General features: G+C 70.6%; 19 protein-coding genes, 1 rRNA gene and 1 riboswitch. Of the genes, 5 read left to right on the top strand and 15 right to left on the bottom strand.

Going from position 1 to position 21500, the window contains the following annotated elements; genetic code table 11:
• Positions 1-28: 28 nt before the first annotated feature.
• The gene (locus ACFZAM_RS32225) at positions 29-646 is read right to left on the bottom strand and encodes a PadR family transcriptional regulator (protein ID WP_188283150.1); all 618 of its coding nucleotides are present in this window, start codon (positions 644-646) and stop codon (positions 29-31) included.
• 214 nt (positions 647-860) lie between these two features.
• Here ACFZAM_RS32225 and ACFZAM_RS32220 point away from each other — a divergent pair, with 214 nt between their 5' ends.
• Positions 861-1682 (top strand): PhzF family phenazine biosynthesis protein, encoded by an 822-nt coding sequence (locus tag ACFZAM_RS32220; RefSeq protein WP_355335705.1) that lies wholly within the window; start codon positions 861-863, stop codon positions 1680-1682.
• Between the two features lie 93 nt (positions 1683-1775).
• On the opposite strand, the gene ACFZAM_RS32215 is transcribed toward ACFZAM_RS32220, so the two are convergent.
• On the bottom strand, positions 1776-2573 hold the full coding sequence (locus ACFZAM_RS32215; protein ID WP_391051129.1) for a type II CAAX prenyl endopeptidase Rce1 family protein: 798 nt from the start codon (positions 2571-2573) through the stop codon (positions 1776-1778).
• Between the two features lie 106 nt (positions 2574-2679).
• On the opposite strand from ACFZAM_RS32215, the gene ACFZAM_RS32210 reads away from it, so the two are divergent.
• Positions 2680-4476 (top strand): substrate-binding domain-containing protein, encoded by a 1797-nt coding sequence (locus tag ACFZAM_RS32210; RefSeq protein ID WP_391051127.1) that lies wholly within the window; start codon positions 2680-2682, stop codon positions 4474-4476.
• A 47-nt stretch (positions 4477-4523) separates the two neighbouring features.
• Here ACFZAM_RS32210 and ACFZAM_RS32205 read toward each other — a convergent pair whose 3' ends face one another.
• Positions 4524-6014, bottom strand: a complete 1491-nt coding sequence (locus tag ACFZAM_RS32205; protein WP_391051125.1) for a glutamate--cysteine ligase — start codon at positions 6012-6014, stop codon at positions 4524-4526.
• A gap of 457 nt (positions 6015-6471) precedes the next feature.
• On the opposite strand from ACFZAM_RS32205, the gene ACFZAM_RS32200 reads away from it, so the two are divergent.
• Complete coding sequence (locus tag ACFZAM_RS32200) at positions 6472-7068, top strand: hypothetical protein (RefSeq protein WP_355335715.1); 597 nt, start codon at positions 6472-6474, stop codon at positions 7066-7068.
• A gap of 253 nt (positions 7069-7321) precedes the next feature.
• Positions 7322-7528 (top strand): DUF5999 family protein, encoded by a 207-nt coding sequence (locus tag ACFZAM_RS32195; RefSeq protein ID WP_391051123.1) that lies wholly within the window; start codon positions 7322-7324, stop codon positions 7526-7528.
• 178 nt (positions 7529-7706) lie between these two features.
• On the opposite strand, the gene gcvP is transcribed toward ACFZAM_RS32195, so the two are convergent.
• Complete coding sequence (gcvP, locus tag ACFZAM_RS32190; RefSeq protein WP_391051121.1) at positions 7707-10601, bottom strand: aminomethyl-transferring glycine dehydrogenase; 2895 nt, start codon at positions 10599-10601, stop codon at positions 7707-7709.
• Positions 10602-10786: 185 nt separating this feature from the next.
• A riboswitch (glycine riboswitch) is annotated at positions 10787-10882 on the bottom strand.
• 137 nt (positions 10883-11019) lie between these two features.
• Between gcvP and ACFZAM_RS32185 the strand changes: the two genes are divergently transcribed.
• Complete coding sequence (locus tag ACFZAM_RS32185; protein ID WP_391051119.1) at positions 11020-11397, top strand: PRC-barrel domain-containing protein; 378 nt, start codon at positions 11020-11022, stop codon at positions 11395-11397.
• Here the strand turns inward: ACFZAM_RS32185 and ACFZAM_RS32180 are convergent.
• The 11 genes from ACFZAM_RS32180 to rrf form a co-directional block, all read right to left on the bottom strand.
• The gene (locus ACFZAM_RS32180) at positions 11313-12803 is read right to left on the bottom strand and encodes a DNA polymerase IV (protein WP_391051117.1); all 1491 of its coding nucleotides are present in this window, start codon (positions 12801-12803) and stop codon (positions 11313-11315) included. The genes ACFZAM_RS32185 and ACFZAM_RS32180 overlap by 85 nt on opposite strands.
• Before the next feature lie 69 nt (positions 12804-12872).
• A complete protein-coding gene (locus ACFZAM_RS32175; RefSeq protein ID WP_355335727.1) occupies positions 12873-13478 on the bottom strand; it encodes a MerR family transcriptional regulator in 606 nt (201 codons plus the stop codon).
• A 166-nt stretch (positions 13479-13644) separates the two neighbouring features.
• Entirely contained in the window at positions 13645-14118 is a 474-nt protein-coding gene (locus ACFZAM_RS32170; protein WP_031518684.1) for a bifunctional nuclease family protein, read from the bottom strand.
• A 179-nt stretch (positions 14119-14297) separates the two neighbouring features.
• Positions 14298-15032 carry a MerR family transcriptional regulator gene (locus ACFZAM_RS32165; RefSeq protein WP_355335731.1) on the bottom strand — a complete coding sequence of 245 codons (735 nt, stop codon included), beginning with the start codon at positions 15030-15032 and terminating at the stop codon, positions 14298-14300.
• Between the two features lie 47 nt (positions 15033-15079).
• On the bottom strand, positions 15080-15613 hold the full coding sequence (locus ACFZAM_RS32160; RefSeq protein WP_355335734.1) for an FHA domain-containing protein: 534 nt from the start codon (positions 15611-15613) through the stop codon (positions 15080-15082).
• A 358-nt stretch (positions 15614-15971) separates the two neighbouring features.
• The gene (locus tag ACFZAM_RS32155) at positions 15972-16826 is read right to left on the bottom strand and encodes a DUF881 domain-containing protein (protein WP_391051113.1); all 855 of its coding nucleotides are present in this window, start codon (positions 16824-16826) and stop codon (positions 15972-15974) included.
• Positions 16827-16833: 7 nt separating this feature from the next.
• On the bottom strand, positions 16834-17166 hold the full coding sequence (locus ACFZAM_RS32150; protein ID WP_033175851.1) for a small basic family protein: 333 nt from the start codon (positions 17164-17166) through the stop codon (positions 16834-16836).
• On the bottom strand, positions 17163-18104 hold the full coding sequence (locus tag ACFZAM_RS32145) for a DUF881 domain-containing protein (RefSeq protein ID WP_391051111.1): 942 nt from the start codon (positions 18102-18104) through the stop codon (positions 17163-17165). Before ACFZAM_RS32145 ends, ACFZAM_RS32150 begins: the two co-directional genes overlap by 4 nt.
• Positions 18105-18167: 63 nt before the next feature.
• Entirely contained in the window at positions 18168-20663 is a 2496-nt protein-coding gene (locus ACFZAM_RS32140; protein WP_355335743.1) for a mannose-1-phosphate guanyltransferase, read from the bottom strand.
• Between the two features lie 22 nt (positions 20664-20685).
• Complete coding sequence (locus tag ACFZAM_RS32135) at positions 20686-21294, bottom strand: CDP-alcohol phosphatidyltransferase family protein (protein ID WP_391051109.1); 609 nt, start codon at positions 21292-21294, stop codon at positions 20686-20688.
• A gap of 114 nt (positions 21295-21408) precedes the next feature.
• Positions 21409-21500 (bottom strand): 5S ribosomal RNA (gene rrf / locus ACFZAM_RS32130); the annotation flags it as partial.

The following is a 21500-nucleotide window of genomic DNA, read 5'->3' as shown; positions in this document are numbered from 1 at the left end:
GGGACCGGGCGCCCGGTGACCGCCGACGTCACTCCTTGGTGAGGTCGGTGACGTCCTCGTCGGCCAGGATCAGGTAGAGCTTCTTGCGGGCGTCGTTCACCACGGTCAGCGCCTTCGCGCGCTGCTCGGGGGTGCCGGTGGCCCACACCTGGCGGAAGGCCTCGATGAGACCGCCGCCCGCCTTCCTTATCTCGTTCATGGCATCCCAGTCGACGCCGCGGCCGGCGTCCTCCCACGGGGCCTCGGGGCCCGCGTCGGCTTCTGTCCTGCCGTTGTCGGTGAGCGTGAAGAGCTTCTTGCCGCCCTCGCTCGCGCTGCTGATCAGGCCCTCGTCCTCCAGCAGTTGCAGCGTCGGGTAGACCGAGCCGGGGCTCGGCTTCCACGCGCCGCCACTGCGTTCGGCGATCTCCTGGATCATCTCGTAGCCGTGCATCGGGCGGTCCTTCAGCAGCGCCAGGATCGAGGCGCGTACATCGCCCCGCCGTGCCCTGCCGCGCGGTCCGCCGCGCCCCCGGCCGCCGGGCCCGAAGGGGCCTCCGCCGAAGGGCGGTCCGAACGGCCCGAAGGCCGACCGTCGCTCGTCCCGCTCGCCCCAACCGTGATGTCCGGGGCCGCGGTGTCCATGTTCGTGTCCTTGGGAACGCATGATGACGCTCCTTTCATCGTTGATCGTTCGCGATGGCTCAACGATATATCGGAACTGTTCGGATGGCAAGGCCCCAGGTCGACGGCGGCGACGGGAGGGCGACAGGGGGACCGCGGGGCGGGCGCGTCACGCGTCACGAGCGAGCGCGGTCACCGGAAGCGGAATCCGCCGAACACCGCCTGCCGGGCGTGGGGCGCGCCGCTACGCTCTCGCCATGCGCATCCGAATAGTCGACGCCTTCACCGACCGCCCGTTCACCGGCAATCCGGCGGGGGTGCTGCTGCTCGACTCGGAGGAGTTTCCGCCGGACCGGTGGCTTCAGCAGGTCGCGGCGGAGCTGAATCTGTCAGAGACCGCGTTCGCGCACCGGCTGGCCGACGCGCCGGAAGCGGACTGGGCGCTGCGCTGGTTCACCCCGGTCACGGAGGTGGGGCTGTGCGGGCACGCCACGCTGGCCACCGCCCATGTGCTGCGCACCAGCGGCGCGCACAAGGGCACGGTCTGGTTCCGTACCAGCGCGGGTGTGCTGTCGGCGGAGGCGGCCGGGGACGGCTCGATCACCTTGGACTTCCCGGCGGCCCCGCTCACGCCGGTGGCCGCGCCGACGGGTGTCGCGGCGGCGCTCGGCGCCAAGCCGCTGACCGTGCTGGACACCGGCCCCGACTGCGGTGACCTGCTGATCGAGGTCACCGACGAGAAGACCGTACGGGCACTGGCGCCCGACTTCGCGGCGCTCGCCCGGCACTCGCGGCGCGGGGTGATCGCCACCGCGGCGGCCGAGGACGACTCGCGCGGATACGACTTCGTCTCGCGCGGCTTCTTCCCCGCCGTCGGCATCGACGAGGACCCGGTGACCGGCAGCGCGCACACCGCGCTGGCGCCGTTCTGGTCGCAGCGGCTCGGCCGCACGACGCTCACCGGCTTCCAGGCGTCCCCGCGCGGCGGGCTGGTCCGTACCCGGGTGCGCGGCGAGCGGGTGCTGCTGACCGGTGCCGCGGTCACCGTGGTGGACGGCGAGCTGCACGCGGTGCCGTAAGGCCGCGGTGCGTCACGGCGCGGTGCCGTAAGCGCCGTAAGGCCGTAAGCGCCGTAACGCCGTAAACGCTGTCGCAAGGGCTCCGCTCGCGCGTCACCCCGTGGGCAGCCACCCCACCTTCCCGGCCAGCAGCGCGTAGCCGACGAAGGCCACCGTGTCGATGAGGGAGTGGGCCGCCACCAGCGGCCCCACCCGGCCCCACCGCCGGTACAGCAGCACGAAGACGACGCCCATCACCATGTTGCCGACGAAGCCGCCGACGCCCTGGTAGAGGTGGTACGAGCCGCGCAGCAGCGCGCTCGCGGCCAGCGCGGCGGCCGGGCTCCAGCCCAACTGGCCGAGCCTGCGCAGCAGATAGCCGACCACGATCACCTCTTCGAGTACCGCGTTCTGCACGGCAGAGGCGATCAGGACCGGGATCTTCCACCACACGTCGGGCAGCGACTCGGGCACGACGGTGAGGTTGAAGCCGGCCGCCCTGACCCCGAGGTAGAAGGCGAGCCCGGTGCCGCCGATGACGGCCGCGACGGCCGCGCCCCGGGCCAGGTCGAGCCGCGGCCGGGTGCGGTCGAAGCCGATCACGGGCATGCCGACCCGCTCCCTGGCCAGCAGGTGGGCGACCAGCGCCACCGGGGCGAGCGCGGTGGCGATGGAGAAGACCTGCCAGGCCAGATCCAGCCACGGCCGGCCCGGCGCCTGGGAGCCGACGAGGGTGGCCGCCTGGTCCTTGAGCGCGCCCGGCCTCGTCACGGAACCGATGAAGTCGATCAGCGCGGCAACGCCGCTCGCTCCCAGCGACAGCGCCAAGACGATCAGGGTCTCGCTGCGCAGCGTCCGCCGCTGCAACCCTGCCTCCACCTCGTATGACTCTGCGTGCACGCGGACCTCCATTTACGTCATCCCGCTTCAGCGCCGTCCGCGCATGGCTATGGTCTCCGGCAAAGATACGAAGGCCGGGGTCTACTGTTCGTAGCCACCCCAGGAGAGGCACGGAGCGATGGGTCGTCACCGCATATCCGATGGCCGGGAATCGACGGGTGGACCGCCGCCCGCCAGGACCCGGCGCCGTGCCACCGCGGCGGCCACCGCGCTGGTGATCACGGCGGGCGCGGGCACCTTCGCGGTGCTGCGCGGCGGACTGCTGCCGCTGAGCGGCGCGTGCCGCGGCGGCACGGTACGGATCGGCGCGGTCGCCTCGCCCGACATCGCGCCCGCGCTGACCGCCGTCGCCGACCGGGCGCGCCGCGAGCACGACACGACCGACGGCCGCTGTCTCGACGTCCGGGTGACCGCGCGGAACTCCGCCGACGTCGCCGCGGAACTGGTCGACAACACCAAGAAGCCGGATTTCGCGGTGTGGGTGCCGGACGACAGTCTGTGGGTGGCCCAGACGTCCGCCACCGGCAGCGCCAGGGCGCTGACGAAGCTGCGGTCGGTCGCCGAGTCCCCCGTGGTGGTCGGCGCGCTCCAGTCGCAGGCCAAGACGCTGGGCTGGCCGTCCAAGACGTACACCTGGGCGGAGTTGGCCGGGGTGGCGGGCAGCAGACCGGACCTGCGGTTCGGTACGGCCGATCCGGCGCTCAACTCCACCGGCATGCTGGCGCTGGCGATGATCAACGCGTCGATCGCGCGGGCCGGCGGGAGCGAGGGCACCGACTCCGACACGGAGTCGGCGGCTGCCGCGAAGGCCCTCGCGCAGCGCACCGAGCCCAGCGACGAGCAGGCGGTCGCGACGCTGCCGCGCGACACGACGCCTGCGGAGCTGGCCGACCCCAAGCGGAGCCAGGCGCTGATCCTGTCCGAACAGGCCGCGTTCGCGCACAACGGCGGTTCCGCGCCGCCGCTGCGGCTGTTCTACCCCTCGGACGGCGCGGCGACCCTGGACTACCCGTACACGATGGTCGACGACCTGCATCTGAGCACCGATCAGGGCCGGGCCGCCAACCGCTTCCTGACCCTGCTGGGCAACGACGAGGGCGTGCGGACGATCGCGGACGCGGGTTTCCGTACGCCCGGCGGCGATCCGGACACGGAGACCGTGCGGCGCGCGGGCGGCCAGTCGCCGCAGCCCCTGTCGGCCACGCCCGCGCCCTCACCCTCCGCGCCCGAGCTCCAAAAGCTCCGGCTGATGTGGCAGATCACCGTGCAGAGCGCGCGGATCACCACGGTCGTGGACGTGTCCGGGTCGATGGCCGACGTCGTCCCCGGTTCGGGCGGCAGGTCGCGCCTCGACATCACCAAGGAGTCGCTGCGACAGGCGCTGTCGCAGTTCACCCCGAAGGACGAGATCGGGCTGTGGCGCTTCTCCACCCGGCTCAGCGGCTCGCGCGACTACCAGGAGATCGTCCGCACCGGCCCGCTCGGCGGCACCGTCGCCAAGGGTGTCACGCGCCGCCAGCAGCTCGACAGCGCGTTCCATGACCTCCAGCCGGTGCCGGGCGGCTCGACCGGCCTGTACGACACGGCGCTCGCGGTCTACCAAAGCGCCGTCTCCTCGTACGGGACCGGCAAGTTCAACGCGGTGGTGATCCTCACCGACGGCGCCAACGAGGACCCGGGCAGCATCTCGCTCAACGCCCTGACGTCCAGGCTGAAGACGCTCGACGACCCGGCGCGGCCGGTGCCGCTGATCGCCATCGCGGTCGGCGCGAACGCCGACAAGGCGGCCTGCGACCGCATCGCGAAGGCCACCGGCGGGGCCGCGTATCAGGTCAACGACCCCTCGGAGATCCAGGCGGTCCTGCTGAAGGCCGTCGTGGCGGCGGCCACCAGCGCCGCCGCGAAGGCGCCCTGAGGCCGCTGTACGGGCCCGCGCCGCACGAGGCCCCCGTGCGCCACGGCTCACGCCACCGGCCAGGAGTGCACCGGCTCGCCGTCCAGCATGAGTTCGCGGTACCGCTGGGTCATCGCGGCGAGCGCGGGCCGCCGGTCGAGGCCGCGTTCCAGCATCCGGTGGAAGACCGCCGACTGCCATTCGGCGCCGTTGGTACGGCGGCGGCAGCGCTGTTCGATGATGCCGAGGTAGTGGTCGCGGTCGACGGCCTCGATGCCCCACGCGTCGAGCCCCGCCGCGGCCAGCGGCAGCAGTTCGTCGAGGATCAGGTCGGTGGCGGGGATCTCCGCGAGGCCGCCGTTGCGGCCGCGCGGCCACTGGAGGACCGCGCCGATGCCGTCGCGGCAGGACGCCTCGAAGTTGGCCGCGGCGGCGGCGAAGGGCAGCTTGTGCCAGACCGGGCGTGCCGCCTCGGCCAGGGCGCGGACCAGACCGTAGTAGAAGGCGGTGTTGGCGACGACGTCGGCCACCGTGGGACCGGCGGGCATCACCCGGTTCTCCACGCGCAGGTGCGGGACGCCGTCGACCACCTGGTAGACGGGACGGTTCCAGCGGTAGATCGTGCCGTTGTGCAGGGTGAGTTCGCGCAACTGCGGCACTCCCCCGTCGTCCAGCACCCGCAGCGGGTCCTCCTCGTCGCAGATCGGCAGCAGCGAGGGGAAGTACCGTACGTTCTCCGCGAAGAGGTCGGCGGCGGAGTCGATCCAGCGCTCGCCGAACCACGTGATGGGCCGCACCCCTTGGGCCACCAGCTCCTCCGGGCGGACGTCGGTGGCCTGGAGGAACAGCGGCGCGCGGGTCTCGCGCCACAGCTCACGGCCGAAGAGGAACGGCGAGTTGGCGCCGACGGCCACCTGCGGTCCCGACACGACCTGCGCCGCGTTCCACACGTCGGCGAAGCGGCCGGGGGTGACCTGGAGGTGCATCTGGGTGGAGGTGCAGGCGGCCTCGGGCGCGATGGACGCGGAGGTGTAGAGCAAGCGTTCGGCGCCCTCGATGTCGAGGGTGATGTCCTCACCGCGCATCGCCAGTATCCGCTCGTTGAGCAGCGTGTACCGGTCGGCGCGGGAGAGGTTGGCGGAGACCAGGTCCTGGGCCTCCAGGGTGGGCAGAATTCCCACCATCACGATGTGCGCGCCCACCTCGCGGGCCATCCGGTCGGCATACCCGAGACCGATCCGCAGTTCCTCGGCGAGGCGGTCCATGACCCGGCCGGAAAGCCGGTGCGGCGCGATGTTTACTTCAATATTGAACTGCGCGAGCTCGGTCTGGAAATCCCGGCTCGCGATGCGCTCGAGCACCTCTTCGTTCATCATGCGCGGCAGCCCGTCGGAATCCGCGAGATTCAATTCGATCTCCAGACCCATCAGATTGCGCGGCCGGTCGAATCGCTTCTCGTCCAACAGCCGCTCCAGCCCCACGAGACACTGCCGCAGCTTGCGCCGGTACAGCCTCCGGTCGGCCAGGTCGAACCCGTTGGCAACGACCTTCTCGCCCATCGACGCGTCCTTCCTCGTACGGATACTCACGGGAGGATGCCCACCCAAATGATCGATAACGCCACGGCGGCCCCGCGTCTGCCACTAGGCTGTGCACAACGGCTAACACAGTGGGTTCCTGTGGCACATACCACGGTCACGGCGCGGCGTAAAAACTTCGTGAATACGACCGGCGGGATCCAGCCGTCCGCAGCGGGCAGAAATATGCGGCACACACCGCGCACCCTGCACGAATGCTTCGTGGGCCATCGCAGAAGAAGGCGATTTCTCGCCTTGCGCGTAATACTGGCTGCGACTAGACGAAACACGGAGCGAACACACGTCGTATAAACTCCGTGAACAAGGCAAAGCATCCGCCCTCGCCGGACGCGCCTGAGCCGATCCCCTTTCCGCCCTCATGCGCCGTCCGCACCCCTGCCCCCGCACCACTGTTTGTCTCCCAGTGAGAGGCGACACCATGCCGCTGCTTGTCCCCCCAGCACCTGCTCCCGCCCTGCGGAGCATCCTTGCCGCGCTCAGCTCTCCCACCGCGGTCCAGGAGGCCCGGACGCCCGCGCTGCGGAACGCCCAAGGGCCCCTCACCGCCGAACACCCGCTCCCTGTCCATGTGTTCGAACCGGCGGACGTCCCCGGCGGCCTGCCTCGCGCACGATTGACCGGCTGGCGGTTCCACATCCTCGCCGGGGGCTGGCCGCAAGGCACCGTCGCCGCGGGCGAGACCGTGGCGACGGCTGACGGCTGGGTCTTCTCGCGCTTCTCCGAGGGGCCGTTCCTGGCCTCCACCGAGCGGGCGCTGCGCCAGGGGGACACGCTGCCCGCCACTTACCAACCGCATCTGCTCTCCGTGCCCAGCCTGTACATGCTGGCGCTGTGGCTGCACTGCGACCCGCGTGCCGACGCCTCGACGGCCCAGCCCACCCCGGCGGACGTGCTGGTGCCGCTGGCCCCCGCGCCGCCCGGCATCGCCCCGCACCGCCTGCACCGGCTGGCGGAGCTGATGCCGCTGCTCTCGGTACGGATGGCGCCGCCGCCGCTGCTGGGGTCGCCCGCCTGACGGCCTGTCGCCGCCTCTCCACGGTGCCCCCGCGAGCCACTGGGCCGCGGGGGCACCGTCGCGTCCCGCCCTCGCAACCGTCCGGCGGAGTGACGCGTCCTGTCCTCCAAGGGATTGCCTGCGTGAAATCCCTGCGGATCGACGTCAGTAGAGCAACACTGGGAACGGCCGTACCAACGGGGGAACGGAAATGAACCAGTCAGGCAGCGCAATCATCCGCACCAGCCACCTCTCGCAGCGAAAGACACCATCCATGTGCCAGCACAAGCCCCAGTGCCCCACCGCAGAGTGCCCCGACCGTGAGGCCGCGCACACCCTGGCCCACCACCCGGAGCAGGGCTGGAGCCTGCTGTGCAACGGCGTGCTCCTCTTCGAGGACACCGGCGAGCTGCTGCCCGACGGGCAGATCATCGCGCCGCACCGCCCCCTGAGCACCGAGCAGATCACCGCCGCGGCCTGACCGGTACGGGGCCGCCCGCACACGAGACCGCGCCGCACCGCGCACCGCCCCACACACAGAGCCGGTTCCACTGCTGACAGCGGAACCGGCTTCGTCATGTGCGGGCAGCCTCGCGCGAGACCGCCGGGCCCGTACCACCGGACCCGGTCGGCCCAACGCGCTCAGCTCTCGTACACGCTCAGCTCTCGTACGCGTCCAGCGGCGGGCAGGAGCAGACCAGATTGCGGTCGCCGAAAGCGCCGTCGATCCGCCGTACCGGCGGCCAGTACTTGTCGGCCGCGACGACCCCGGCGGGGAAGACCGCCTCCTCGCGGCTGTACGGGTGCGCCCAGTCGCCGCCGAGCGCCGCCGCGGTGTGCGGGGCGTTGCGCAGCGGGTTGTCGTCGGCCGGCCAGTCGCCCGCGCCGACCCGGTCGATCTCGCCGCGGATCGCGATCATGGCGTCGCAGAAACGGTCCAGCTCCGCCAGGTCCTCGCTCTCGGTCGGCTCGATCATCAGCGTGCCCGCCACCGGGAAGGACATCGTCGGCGCGTGGAAGCCGTAGTCGATCAGCCGCTTGGCGATGTCGTCGACGCTGACGCCGGTCTCCTTGGCCAGCGGCCGCAGGTCGATGATGCACTCGTGCGCGACCAGCCCGCCGGGGCCGGTGTAGAGCACGGGGAAGTGCGGCTCCAGCCGCTTGGCGACGTAATTCGCGCCCAGTACCGCCATCTGGGTGGCCTGCTTGAGCCCTTCCGCGCCCATCAGCCGTACATACGTCCAGGAGATCGGCAGGATGCCCGCCGAGCCCCACGGCGCGCCCGAGACGGGGCCGACGCCGGTGGCAGGTCCCGCGGTGGGCTGGAGCGGGTGGTTCGGCAGGTACGGCGCCAGGTGCGCGCGGACCGCGACCGGGCCGACGCCGGGGCCGCCGCCGCCGTGCGGGATGCAGAAGGTCTTGTGCAGGTTCAGGTGCGAGACGTCCGCCCCGAACCGGCCGGGCCTGGCCAGACCGACCAGCGCGTTGAGATTCGCGCCGTCCACGTACACCTGGCCGCCCGCGTCGTGCACGGCCGCGCAGACGTCGGTGATGTTGTCCTCGAACACGCCGTGCGTGGACGGGTAGGTGACCATCAGCACGGCGAGCTGGTCGCGGTGCTGCTCGATCTTGGCGTGCAGGTCGGTGACGTCCACGTCGCCGTTCTCGCCGGTCTTGACCACGACGACCTTCATGCCCGCCATCACGGCGCTCGCGGCGTTGGTGCCGTGTGCGGAGGACGGGATCAGGCAGACGGTACGGCCGGTGTCGCCGTTGGCGCGGTGGTAGGCGCGGACCGCGAGCAGCCCGGCCAGTTCGCCCTGGGAGCCCGCGTTGGGCTGGAGGCTGACCTTGTCGTAGCCGGTGACCTCGGCGAGCTGGTCCTCCAGGCCGTGGATCAGCGCCAGGTAGCCCTCGGCCTGCTCGACCGGCGCGAAGGGGTGCAGCGCGCCGAATTCGGGCCAGGTGACCGGCTCCATCTCGGTGGTCGCGTTGAGCTTCATCGTGCAGGAGCCCAGCGGGATCATCCCGCGGTCCAGCGCGTAGTCGCGGTCGGCCAGCCGCCGCAGGTAGCGCAGCATCGCGGTCTCGCTGCGGTGCTGGTGGAAGACGGGGTGGGTCAGATACGCGTCGGTGCGCAGCAGTCCGGCGGGCAGCGCGTCCTCGGTGGCCGCGTCCAGCGCGTCGAGGTCGGCGGCGCTCCCCTGGACGCCGAAGGCGTCGAGGACGGCCGCGAGGCGGGCCCGGTCGGTGGTCTCGTCGCAGGCGATACCGACCAGGTCGGCGTCGGTCAGCCGCAGATTGACCCCGGCCTGACGGGCGGCGGCCACGACCTCGGCCGCGCGTCCCGGCACCCGCGCGGTGAGCGTGTCGAAGTAGCCGTCGTGCACGATCTCGACGCCGCCCGCGCGCAGACCCGCGGCGAGCACCGCGGCGTAGCGGTGGGTGCGGCCGGCGATCTGCGCGAGCCCGTCGGGGCCGTGGTAGACCGCGTACATCGCGGCCATCACGGCGAGCAGGACCTGCGCCGTACAGATGTTGCTGGTGGCCTTCTCGCGGCGGATGTGCTGCTCGCGGGTCTGGAGGGCCAGCCGGTAGGCGCGGTTGCCGTCGGCGTCCACCGAGACGCCGACGAGGCGGCCGGGCAGGTTGCGGGCGTAGGAGTCGCGTACGGCCATGTATCCGGCGTGCGGTCCGCCGAAGCCCATGGGGACGCCGAAGCGCTGGGTGGTGCCCACCGCGATGTCCGCGCCCAGCTCGCCCGGTGAGGTGAGCAGCGTCAGCGCCAGCAGGTCGGCGGCGACGGTGACGACCGCGCCCAGCTCGTGCGCGCGCTCGATGACCGGGCGCGGGTCCCGTACGGCGCCCGAGGCGCCCGGGTACTGGAGCAGGACGCCGAAGACGCCACGCTCGGCGATCTCCGCCGGGATGCCCTCGGACAGGTCGGCGACGACGACCTCGACGCCGGTCGGCTCCGCGCGGGTCCGGATCACCGCGACGGTCTGCGGGAAGGTGTCGGCGTCGACCAGGTAGACGCCCTGCTTGACCTTGCCGACCCGGCGGGACAGCGCCATCGCCTCGGCCGCCGCGGTGCTCTCGTCGAGCAGCGAGGCGCCGGAGGTGGGCAGCCCGGTGAGGTCGGCGACGACGGTCTGGAAGTTGAGGAGCGCCTCCAGGCGGCCCTGCGAGATCTCCGGCTGGTACGGCGTGTAGGCCGTGTACCAGGACGGGTTCTCCATCACATTGCGCAGGATGACGGGCGGGGTGAAGGTGCCGTAGTAGCCCAGGCCGATCATCGGAGCCAGCACCTGATTGCGGTCCGCCAGCGCCCGCAGCTCGGCCAGCGCCTCGGCCTCGGTGCGGGCCTCGGGCAGCGCCAGGGCCTGCGCGCTCCTGATGGTGTCGGGCACGGCCGCTTCGGTGAGTTCGTCCAGGGAGCCGTAGCCGACCTGGGCGAGCATCTTCGCCTGCGCCGCTGCGTCGGGTCCGATGTGGCGCCTGGCGAACGGCACGCCCGCTTCCAGCTCGGCGAGGGGAATGCGACGGGAAGTCATCTGCGGAGGCCTCCTGGTCTGCGACGACCTTCGGGGGGTGCCGCGACGCGCGGACACCCGTACGGCCTCCCCCTCTGTCATCAGAACCTGAGAGCTTCACCGCCCCCGTGGGAGCGGCTTTCACCGTCGGTGAGGGCCCGTGCCGGAAAACCGCTCCCGGTGCGTGCCCTGCTTTCCAGAGTGACCTCGTCCATGCGGTACGGATGCCTGAGAGATTCCGGGGAGGATTTGCTCCTTCGGCGCCTCCGACACTGTCTCGGAGGCTCTCCCGCACGGGGTCTGCGGCCGATCACCAGCCTACCAGCGAGGCGGCGGGACCCGGCGGGGGCGGGGGGCGGTGATCACCGCCCGAGTCGACACCGGCCAGGATGTGCCTTTGGCTGTACCCAGACATCGCTCGTCATTGGTTGGAGGGACCGTGCAGACCGACATCGATCCGCGCAGCCTGATCGGCCGCCGCGTCTTCGACCATGACGGTACGAAGATCGGCACGGTGGACGAGGTGTACCTCGACGACGCGACCGGCATACCGGAGTGGGCGGCCGTCAGGACCGGACTGTTCACGCGCGACGCGTTCGTACCGCTGGAGCCCAGCGAAGTGGTGGACGACGAATTGCGGGTGCCGTACAAGAAATCGCTGATCAGGGACGCGCCGGACTTCGGTGTGGGGCGCCACCTGTCGCCGGAGCAGGAGTTGCAGCTCTACCACCACTACGGGATGGACGTGCCGGCGTCCGGCTCGGAGCCGCCGCCGCCCCCCGACCGGGACTTCGGGCGGCTCGCGGGCGAGGACTGAGCGTCCTCCTCCCCCTGGCCCGCACCCTCTTCCTCCCCCTGCCCCGCGCCCCCTTCCTTCCCCCGGCCCGCACCCGCCGCTTCCCCCGGGTCGAGCGGCAGTGGATCGCGGTGCGCGAGCGCCGGGTCGTCCACGGCGAAGGTCCGCACCCGGCCGGGCACGGTGTCCGAGGGCACCTCGAAGCGCACGGTGACCCGCCCGACCCCGCTTCCCTGCACCCATCCGGAGCCGTACGTCTCGTGCTCCACGTCCTGGCCCGGCCACCAGAGCCTGGCCCGCTCCGGTGCGGGCGGCGGCGCCGAGGGCAGCTCCTCGGGCGCGTTCTCGTCCTCCCCGCCCTCCCCCGCCGCGTGCGCGAACAGATCCTCCTGCGTGAAGTCGGCGAGCCCGGCGACGCCCACCCCGAGCAGCCGCACACCGCCGGTGGTGTCGACGGCCTCCATCAGCCGCCTGGCGGTCTCCCGTACGAGTCCCGGGTCGTCGGTCGGCGCCCGCAGCGTCTCGGAGCGCGTCAGCGTCGAGAAGTCGTATCTGCGGACCTTGACGACCACCGTCCGCCCGGAGCGGCCCGCGCCGCGCAGCCGCTGCACGCAGCGCTCGGCGAGCCGGTCGATCTCGTACCGCACATGGGCGCGGTCGGTGAGGTCGGCGTCGAAGGTGTCCTCGACGGAGATGGACTTGACGTCGCGGTCGGCGACCACGGGGCGGTTGTCGAGGCCGGCGGCCATCGAGTGCAGGCCCGTGCCGTGCGCCTTGCCGAGCAGCCGGACCAGCTCCGGCTCCCCCGCGTGCACGATCTCGCCGACGGTGGTGATGCCCACGCGCCGCAGATGCTCGGCGGTGGCGGGCCCGACGCCGGGCAGGGTGCGTACCGGCATCGGTTCGAGCAGCGCGCGCTCGGTGCCGGGCTCGACGACGACCAGGCCGTCCGGCTTGGCCTGCTCGGAGGCGATCTTCGCCAGCAGCTTCGACCCGGCGAGCCCCACCGAGGCGGTGAGCCCGGTGCTGGCCCGGATCTCGGCGCGCAGCCGCCGGGCGACCGCCCGCGGGTCCGCGCCGTGCCCGCCCGCCTCCAGGTCCACGAACGCCTCGTCCAGGCTCAGCGGCTCTATCAGGGGTGACACCTCGTGCAGCAGCGCCATCACGGCCTCGCTGATCTGCCGGTAGATGCCGAAGCGCGGTACGAGATAGGCAGCGTTGGGGCTGAGGCGGCGGGCGTGGGCCATCGCCATCGCGGAGTGGACGCCGTGGACGCGCGCCTCATAGGACGCGGTCGATACGACGCCGCGGGGGCCGAGGCCGCCGACCACCACCGGCTTGCCCCGCAGGCTCGGCTTCGACGCCTGTTCGACCGCGGCGAAGAACGCGTCCATGTCCAGATGCAGGATCGTCGGCGCACTTCTCACAAGTACCGATCGTGCCGCACGACACCGACAATCGCCGTACACGTGTACGGCACGGCGTCGGTGAGCCGCTCAGACCGCCCGATTGCGCCGCTTCGCCAGCTCGTCGGACGGATTGTCGCCGACCAGGGTCTCGCCGGTGTCCACCCGCTCCCCGTGCATCTGGGACAGCGAACTCTCCACGTCCCGCCAGACCACGCCCACGGCGATGCCGAAGACCCCCTGGCCCCCCTGGAGCAGATCCACCACCTCGTCGGGCGAGGTGCACTCGTAGACCGTGGCACCGTCGCTCATCAGCGTCATCCTGGCCAGCTCCGTCGGCCCGACGGAGCGCAGGTGCCGTACCGCCGTCCGGATGTTCTGGAGCGAGACGCCGGTGTCCAGCAGCCGCTTCACTATCTTCAGGACGACGACGTCCCGGAAGCTGTAGAGCCGCTGCGTACCGGAGCCGTAGGCGGGGCGGACGCTGGGCTCGACCAGGCCGGTACGGGCCCAGTAGTCGAGCTGGCGGTAGGTGATGCCGGTCGCCGCGCACGCGGTGGGCCCGCGGTAGCCGATCTGCTCGGGCGGTACGTCCTGTGCCGCCCCGCCGCCGCCCGCGTCAGCGGTGGCGCGCGCCAGTGCCCCCTGGGTCGGATACGGGCCGCCGGTCGCCAGACCGTCGCCGGTGCTTCTCACGCCGCCCTCCGTCCCTTCGCGTCCCGGGGCCGCGTGCACGTGCCATCGGGACTTTCCTCTCCGAAGGTAGGCAGTCGCCAGGGGTGCGTCAACGATCGCCACACTCGGCACGCCGAGTGATATTCACCCCACGAGTGGTTTGGCGTGTCCCGGTATCGGGAACGGCTCACTGGTTGCTCGTGCCGAAGTCCTCGGGCGAGATCTGGTCGAGGAACTCGCGGAACTTCTCCACCTCGTCCTCCTGCTCGTCCGGGATCGCGATCCCGGCGTCGTCGAGCACCCCGTCACTGCCGTAGATCGGCGTACCGGTGCGCAGCGCGAGGGCTATGGCGTCGGACGGACGGGCGCTGACCTCCACGCCGCTGGCGAACACCAGCTCGGCGTAGAAGACGCCTTCGCGCAGGTCGGTGATACGGACCTCGGTCAGCGTCTGTCCGACCGCTTCGAGTACGTCCTTGAAGAGGTCATGCGTGAGCGGTCGCGCAGGCGTCATGCCCTGCTGCGCGAAAGCGATGGCCGTCGCCTCTCCCGGCCCGATCCAGATGGGCAGGTACCGGTCGCCTCCCACTTCACGCAGGAGCACGATCGGTTGATTGGAGGGCATTTCGACCCGGACACCCACAACGTCGAGCTCGTTCACACAGCAACCCTAGGACGTGCCTGCCGGGTTTGGGTAGTCGGGCACCCCCTGGGCCGGACTTCGGCGGCTTCGTGAAGCCCGGCACAAAGTCGGCACGAGCCCCGCGGGAGACCGCTGAAAAGCCCGTACCCGCCCGGTACCGGCGCCTTTACAGGGCGTGGGAAAAGCCGAAAAACAGCTCAGAGGAGCTTGACCCGCAGCGCGGACTGCACCATCGCCGCGTGCAGCCGAACGGAGAGCGCGGCCAGCTCGCGCGCGGTGACCTCGGCGTGGGTGCGCGTCTGCGGATTGCGGTGCCGCCGCAGCGGCGCCACGACCTGCTCCACCAGACCCGCCTCCCGGTCGGCAGCGGCCTTCACCGCCCGCAAATGGCGCGGTTCGAGCCCGAAACGGCCGAGGTCGACGATGAGCCGTCCGATGTTCACCGTGTCGGCGTCGTATCCGCCGTCCCGGCCGGCCTCGACCAGGCCGTAGGACTCCCACTGGTCCAGTTCCTCGCCGTCGGCCCCGGTGGCCGCCAGCAGCTCCGTACGGCCGATCCGCAGCTCCGCGGGCGCCTGGGGCTCGATGGCGGCCTCCTGGGCCTCCCTGGACTCCGCGGGACCCGGCAGCGCCACGTGCTCGCCGCGGTCGAGCGCGTCCAGGTGCTCCCTGATCACCCGCAGCGGCAGGTAGTGGTCGCGCTGCACGCGCAGGATGTAGGCGAGCCGCTCGACGTCACGGGCCGCGAACTTGCGGTATCCGGACGGGGTGCGCTGCGGCTCGACCAGACCCTCGGCCTCCAGGAAACGGATCTTCGAGATGGTGACCTCGGGGAACTCGTCCTGGAGCTGCCCCAGGACGGCGCCGATGCTCAACAGCGCGCTGTCGGCGGTGGCGGTGCCGTCTCCGGCACCGCCCTGCGTTCTCGGCATGAACACCTTCCCTGGGGTCCCCCGGACCGGGTCCGGGGGATAAAGAGCTAGATCCCCCGCTGGCTCGCGTAGAAGACCAACCTGTACTTGCCGATCTGGACCTCGTCACCGTTGGACAGCGGCACCGCGTCGATCCGCTCCCGGTTGACGTACGTGCCGTTGAGGCTGCCGACGTCGGAGACGGTGAAGCCGCCGTCCGGGCCGCGGCGGAACTCCACATGGCGGCGGGAGACCGTGACGTCGTCCAGGAAGATGTCGCTCTGCGGGTGGCGGCCGGCCGTGGTCAGCTCACCGTCCAGCAGGAAGCGGCTGCCCGAGTTCGGCCCCCGTCGCACGATCAGCAGCGCGGAGCCCATCGGCAGGGCGTCCACGGCCGACTGCGCCTCGGAGGAGAGCGACGGCGTCACATGCTGGCCGGTGACCTCCGCCTCGTACGCCTCGAGGCCCGAGATGGAGATCGTGGAGGTGGTCTCGGACGCGCGTTCCTGCCCGGCCCCTGAACCGCGCAGCGGCGCACCGCAGTTGTTGCAGAAGCGGCTCGCCTCCGCGTTCGTGTGCCCGCACCTCGTACAAACCGGCAAGCCGAACCCTCCACCCGGGGTTGAGGTTGATGGTTCCCCGAAACCTATGCGGGGGGACGAGGCAGGGTCAACAGGCGCCACGCCGGGGCCACCGGAAAAGTCGCCGCCGCCTTGCTGGTCCTCGTGCCGGAACAGCGGGCGGTCGCCGGACTGGCTCTCCTCCCCGGTGTTCCGCGGAGCACGGTGGCGCGCCGTCGCCGGGTCACCCGACTGCCGCGCGCTCTTGCCGAAAAACTTCCCAAACAACTTCACGGGCGATTCCCCTTGAAAGAAACAGACCCGCCCGTGGGGCAGGACGAACCCTCGCTACACACAGTTTCCACCACACAGCACCCCACAGATGCCCCGACCCCCCGCCTCACTGGGATGACGACCGAGCGTAGTCAGGCTGCTTCGACGGCCGCAAGGCGGACACAACGATCTTCTGCGACCTGACGACATCGGCCGTGGCCTGCTCCTTCTCCAGCGTCTGCACGACCCCGCCCGGGATGTTGAGGGCGGGCTCCAGATCCTGCGGATTTCCGATCACCTTGAACTCGTACGGCTGGGACACCTTGTGGCCGTCGATGAGCACACCGTCCGTACCCTCCGTGAAGTACGTGTCGGCGACGACCCGTACATCGTTGATCTGGATCGCCTCCGCACCGGCCGCCCGGAGTTCCTGGAGGGTGTCCAGGAGCGAGTCTGCCTGGACACCGCCCTTGGGGTCGGAGATCGTCAGCGTGATACCGGGCCCCTGGGCGGCCACCGTGCCCGCCAGGATGCCGAGCTGCTGCGCCTTGGCCTGGGTCTGCTTGAGCGCCTCCGCGGCCTGGTTGGAACTGGTCTCCAGCTCCGACCGCTGGCTCTCCAGACCCCGCTTCTCGTCCTCGAGCCGCTGGGTGCGGTTGTCCAGCTCGGTCAGGATGCGGACCAGGTCCTCCTTGCGCGCGCCGCGCAGCGCGCCGCCGCTGTCGCTCGTGGAGCTGACCTGGATCGCCAGCCCGAGGCCGAGGACGAACAGCAGGACGGCCACGGTGAGCTGGGCGCGTGACAGCCGCGGCGGCCACAGCCCGGCGACCAGGCGCTGCCGCCCGGTGACCGGCGGCGCGGCGTGCTCCGGCTCATGGGCGTGCGCGGCGTGGGCGGGCTCGTGATCGTGCGCGGCGTGGGCCGGGCCGTGCTGCTGGCGGTCCCGCCCGTCGTCCGCGGACTCGTGGTGCTCGTCGCTCATACCGTCGTCACGCCCGGAAGACGTGGCGGCGGATGGCCGCCGCGTTGGAGAAGATCCGGATGCCGAGGACGACCACGACGCCGGTGGAGAGCTGCGCGCCCACCCCGAGCTTGTCGCCGAGGAAGACGATCAGCGCCGCCACCACCACGTTGGACAGGAAGGAGACCACGAAGACCTTGTCGTCGAAGATCCCGTCCAGCATCGCCCGCAGGCCGCCGAAGACCGCGTCGAGAGCGGCGACGACAGCGATCGGCAGATACGGCTCGACCCCGGTCGGCACCACGGGACGGACCACGAGCCCGACCACGACTCCCACGACGAGGCCCAGTACGGCGATCACTTCGAACCCTTCCCTGTTGTGGCGGAGTCCGCCTTCTGCTGGCCGGGGACCGGCTTGGCATACCGCACGATCAGGCTGGGCGCGGCGGCCAGGTGCAGCGTGCCCTGGACGGAGATGCTCGCGCGGATGCCGTAGTTCTGCTCCAGGACGTGCAGGTACTGACCGTCCGCACTGTCCTGGAATGCCGCGCTCAACCGCTCCCCGTCCCCGATCGCCAGCACCGTGTACGGCGGCGCCAGCGGCTTGTTGTCGACCAGTATGGCGTCACCGGCGGCCCGGATGGCGGACAGTGCGGTGAGCCGTTGGCCGTTGACGGTGATCGCCTCGGCTCCCGAGGACCACAGCCCGTTCACCACGCGCTGCATGTCGCGGTCGCGGACCCTGCCGGTGTCGGAGAAGCCGCTGCTCTCCCGCGGGCCGCCTGTGCCGCCTTCTGACGCCTCCTTGGCGTCGTCCACGACCAGCTTGACGCCGGGACCGTCCACCGGGGTCGCGCCCGACAGCAGCTCGACCAAGGCGCTGCTGTCGCCGCCGTGGTCCTCCAGCGCGGCCCGCTGCTCGGCGGCCACGGTGTCGCGCAGGCCGTCCACACTGCTCTGGAGCTTGTCGGCGCTGTCGGTCTCGGTCTTCACCTGGTCGATGAGCTTCTGCCGCTCCTTGGCCTCGGTGGGCGCGGCCACCCGCGTCTGGGCCGCGCCCACCGTGACGACGATGGCGGCGAGTACGAGACCCGCGGCCAGGCCCAGCTTGCCGCTCAGCCGCTTCGGCAGCCTGGAGGTGCCGACCTCGCCGCGGCGCGCGGCGGCCTCCGCGTACCCGTCGTCGAGACTGTGCTCCATGACGTTGGTGAGCAACGACATCGAGGCGTCAGGACGCCGCCGGGCAGCCCCGGGGACGGGGCTGCTCCGATCGGGTTGCTGCTGCGGCATGCCGCACATCGTCGCACGTCGGGGCCGCCACACTCGAATGGCCCCCTCACGGCGCGCCGTTCGGCCGAAGGATCAGCGCCCGGCGCTCTCCACGACCTCCGCCCACTCGTCGAGCAGTGCCTCCGCGGAGGTGTCGTCGGGCCCTTCCGCCCACAGATGCGTGACGGCCTCCGCCGGGTCGGGCAGCACCATCACCCAGCGTCCGTCCGCCTCGACCACGCGCACGCCGTCGGTGGTGTCCACCGAGCGGTCGCCCGCCGACTCCACCACGCGCCGCATCACGGAACCCTTGACGGCCCACGGTGTCGGCACGTCCCGCTTGATGACGTGAGCGCGCGGGATACGGGCGTCGATCTGGCTGAGCGTGAGCTGCGTACGCGCCACCAGTCCGATCAGCCGCACGAAGGCGGCCGATCCGTCGAAGACGCTGCTGAACTCCGGAATGATGAAGCCGCCGCGCCCGTCGCCGCCGAAGATGGTGCCCTCGGCCCTGCCGACCCTGGTCAGGTCGTCGGGCGACGTCGTCGTCCACTCGACCTGGGTGCCGTGGTACGCGGCGACCTGCTCGCCGATCCGGGTCGTGGTCACGGGCAGCGCCACCCGGCCGCTGCGGCGCTCGGCCGCGACGAGGTCGAGCATGACCAGCAGCGCCCGGTCGTCCTCGATGATCCGGCCCCGCTCGTCCACCAGGGACAGCCGCTCGCCCACGGGGTCGAAGCGCACGCCGAAGGCGGCCCGCGCCGAGGCGACGATCTCACCGAGGCGTACGAGTCCGGCCCGCCGGCTCTCGGTGGTCTCGGTCGGACGAGCCTCGTCCAGACCGGGGTTGACGGTGAGCGCGTCCACGCCGAGCCGTCCGAGGAGGCTGGGCAGCACGAGCCCGGCACTGCCGTTGGCCGCGTCGACCACGACCTTCAGACCGGCGTCGGCGATCCCGGAGATGTCCACGGCCCGCAGCAGCGCGCCGGTGTAGGAGTCGAAGACCGTGGCGGGGAACCGCAGGTCTCCGATCTCGCCGGGGAACGCCCTGCGGTACTCCTGACGGGCGAAGACCCGGTCCAGCTTCCGCTGTCCGGCCGCGGACAGGTCCGCGCCCCGCTCGTCGAAGAACATGATGTCCAGCGAGTCCGGCCGCCCCGGTGAGGTCCGGATCATGATGCCGCCCGCGCTGCCGCGCGCGGTCTGCTGCCGTGCCACGGGCATCGGCACGTTCTCCAGGTCGCGCACGTCGATCGCGCTGGTCTGGAGCGCGGAGATCACCGCCCGCTTGAGCGCACGCGCACCACGTGAGTGGTCACGCGCGGTGGTGACCGTCGCGCCCTTCTTCAACGTCGTCGCGTACGCGCCCGCCAGCCGTACGGCCAGCTCGGGCGTGATCTCGACGTTCAGAATGCCGGACACCCCGCGGGCGCCGAACAGATGCGCCTGCCCGCGCGACTCCCAGATGACCGAGGTGTTGACGAAGGCGCCGGCCTCGATCGTCTTGAACGGATAGACGCGTACGTTGCCGGCGATGTTCGATTCCTCGCCGATCAGGCACTCGTCGCCGATGACCGCGCCGTCGTCGATCCGCGCGGCCCGCATGACATCGGTGTTCTTGCCGATGACACAGCCGCGCAGATTGGTCTGCTGGCCGATGTAGACATTGTCGTGGATGACGGCCTTGTGCAGGAAAGCGCCTGTTTTCACGACCACATTGGAGCCGATGACGCTGTGCTCGCGAATCTCGGCGCCCGCCTCGACCTTGGCGTAGTCGCCGATGAAGAGCGGGCCGCGCAGGATGGCGTCGTGGTGCACCTCGGCGCCTTCCGCGACCCACACGCCGGGGGAGATCTCGAAGCCGTCGATGTCGACGTCGACTTTGCCCTCGAGTACGTCGGCCTGGGCCTTCACGTAGCTCTCGTGGGTGCCGACGTCCTCCCAGTAGCCCTCGGCGATGAAGCCGTAGACGGGCTTGCCCTCCTTCATGAGCTGCGGGAAGACGTCGCCCGACCAGTCGACGGACACGTCGGCCTGGACGTAGTCGAAGACCTCGGGCTCCATCACGTAAATGCCGGTGTTCACCGTGTCGGAGAACACCTGGCCCCAGGTGGGCTTCTCCAGGAAGCGTTCCACCTTGCCTTCGTCGTCGACGATGGTGATACCGAATTCGAGGGGATTGGGGACCCGGGTCAGGCAGACCGTGACCATGGCTCCCTTCTCCTTGTGGAATTCGATCAGCTCGGTGAGATCGAAGTCCGTCAGGGCATCACCGGAGATCACGAGGAAGGAGTCGTCCTTCAACGCCTCTTCGGCGTTCTTGACGCTTCCGGCCGTCCCCAGCGGCTTCTCCTCGTTGGCGTAGGTGAGCTCCATTCCAAATTCTTCGCCGTCCCCGAAATAATTCTTCACCAGGGAGGCGAGGAACTGGACAGTCACCACCGTCTCAGTGAGTCCATGCCGCTTGAGCAGTGTCAGAACATGCTGCATGATCGGGCGATTCACCACTGGCAGCAGAGGTTTGGGCATGCTCGAGGTCATTGGGCGAAGGCGAGTGCCTTCACCGCCGGCCATGACAACCGCCTTCATGTCGGAACGTCCTCCTCGTGACTCAGTCAGCCGTGGTGTCCGCCCGCACAAGTCGGCGGACCTGCACCACATAGAGGATCCCTGCCCACCAGTACAGGGTTGTACCCCAACCTGCGAACGCCCAGCCGAAAATAGACGCCAGTGTCGCAAGCCATCCGCTTCCGTCGCTCAGGAGGAGCAGCGGAAAGGCGTACATGAGGTTGAAGGTAGCCGCTTTCCCGATGAAGTTCACCTGGGGAGGTCCGTACCCGTGCCTCCGCAGAATCAGCAGCATCACCGCCATCACGGCCTCACGGGCGAGCAGCAGGGCCGTTACCCACAGTGGGAGGATGTCGCGCCATGTGAGTCCTACCAGCGTGGACAGTACAAACAGCCGGTCGGCCGCGGGATCGAGAACCCGGCCGAGACTGCTGACCTGATTCCACCGCCGGGCCAGCTTGCCGTCCAGATAGTCACTGATGCCGCTCAGGGCGAGTACGAGCAGCGCCCAGCCGTCAGCCTTCGGTCCGCCGAACTCGGGCCACAGAATCAGCCACAGGAACACGGGTACGCCCACCAGGCGGGCCATACTCAGGATGTTGGGGATCGTGAAGATCCGATCCGTTTGCACCCTTGTCTCCTGGACCTCCACCGGGGCCCCTCCTGTATGTATGTCCTGACGTTTCCGGCCAGACTCTACCGCAGACGCAAAAGAGGCCCGGCGTCGGATCCTAAGATCCGAGGCCGAGCCTCTTCCATAAAAATTGTTCGGCGGTGTCCTACTCTCCCACAGGGTCCCCCCTGCAGTACCATCGGCGCTGAAAGGCTTAGCTTCCGGGTTCGGAATGTAACCGGGCG

Origin of the sequence: Streptomyces sp. NPDC008079, assembly GCF_042957385.1 — a bacterium.
In the GTDB taxonomy this organism is placed as follows: Bacteria; Actinomycetota; Actinomycetes; order Streptomycetales; family Streptomycetaceae; genus Actinacidiphila.
Note: the sequence above shows the minus strand (reverse complement) of the source record. Positions and strands in the feature narration are given on the sequence as shown.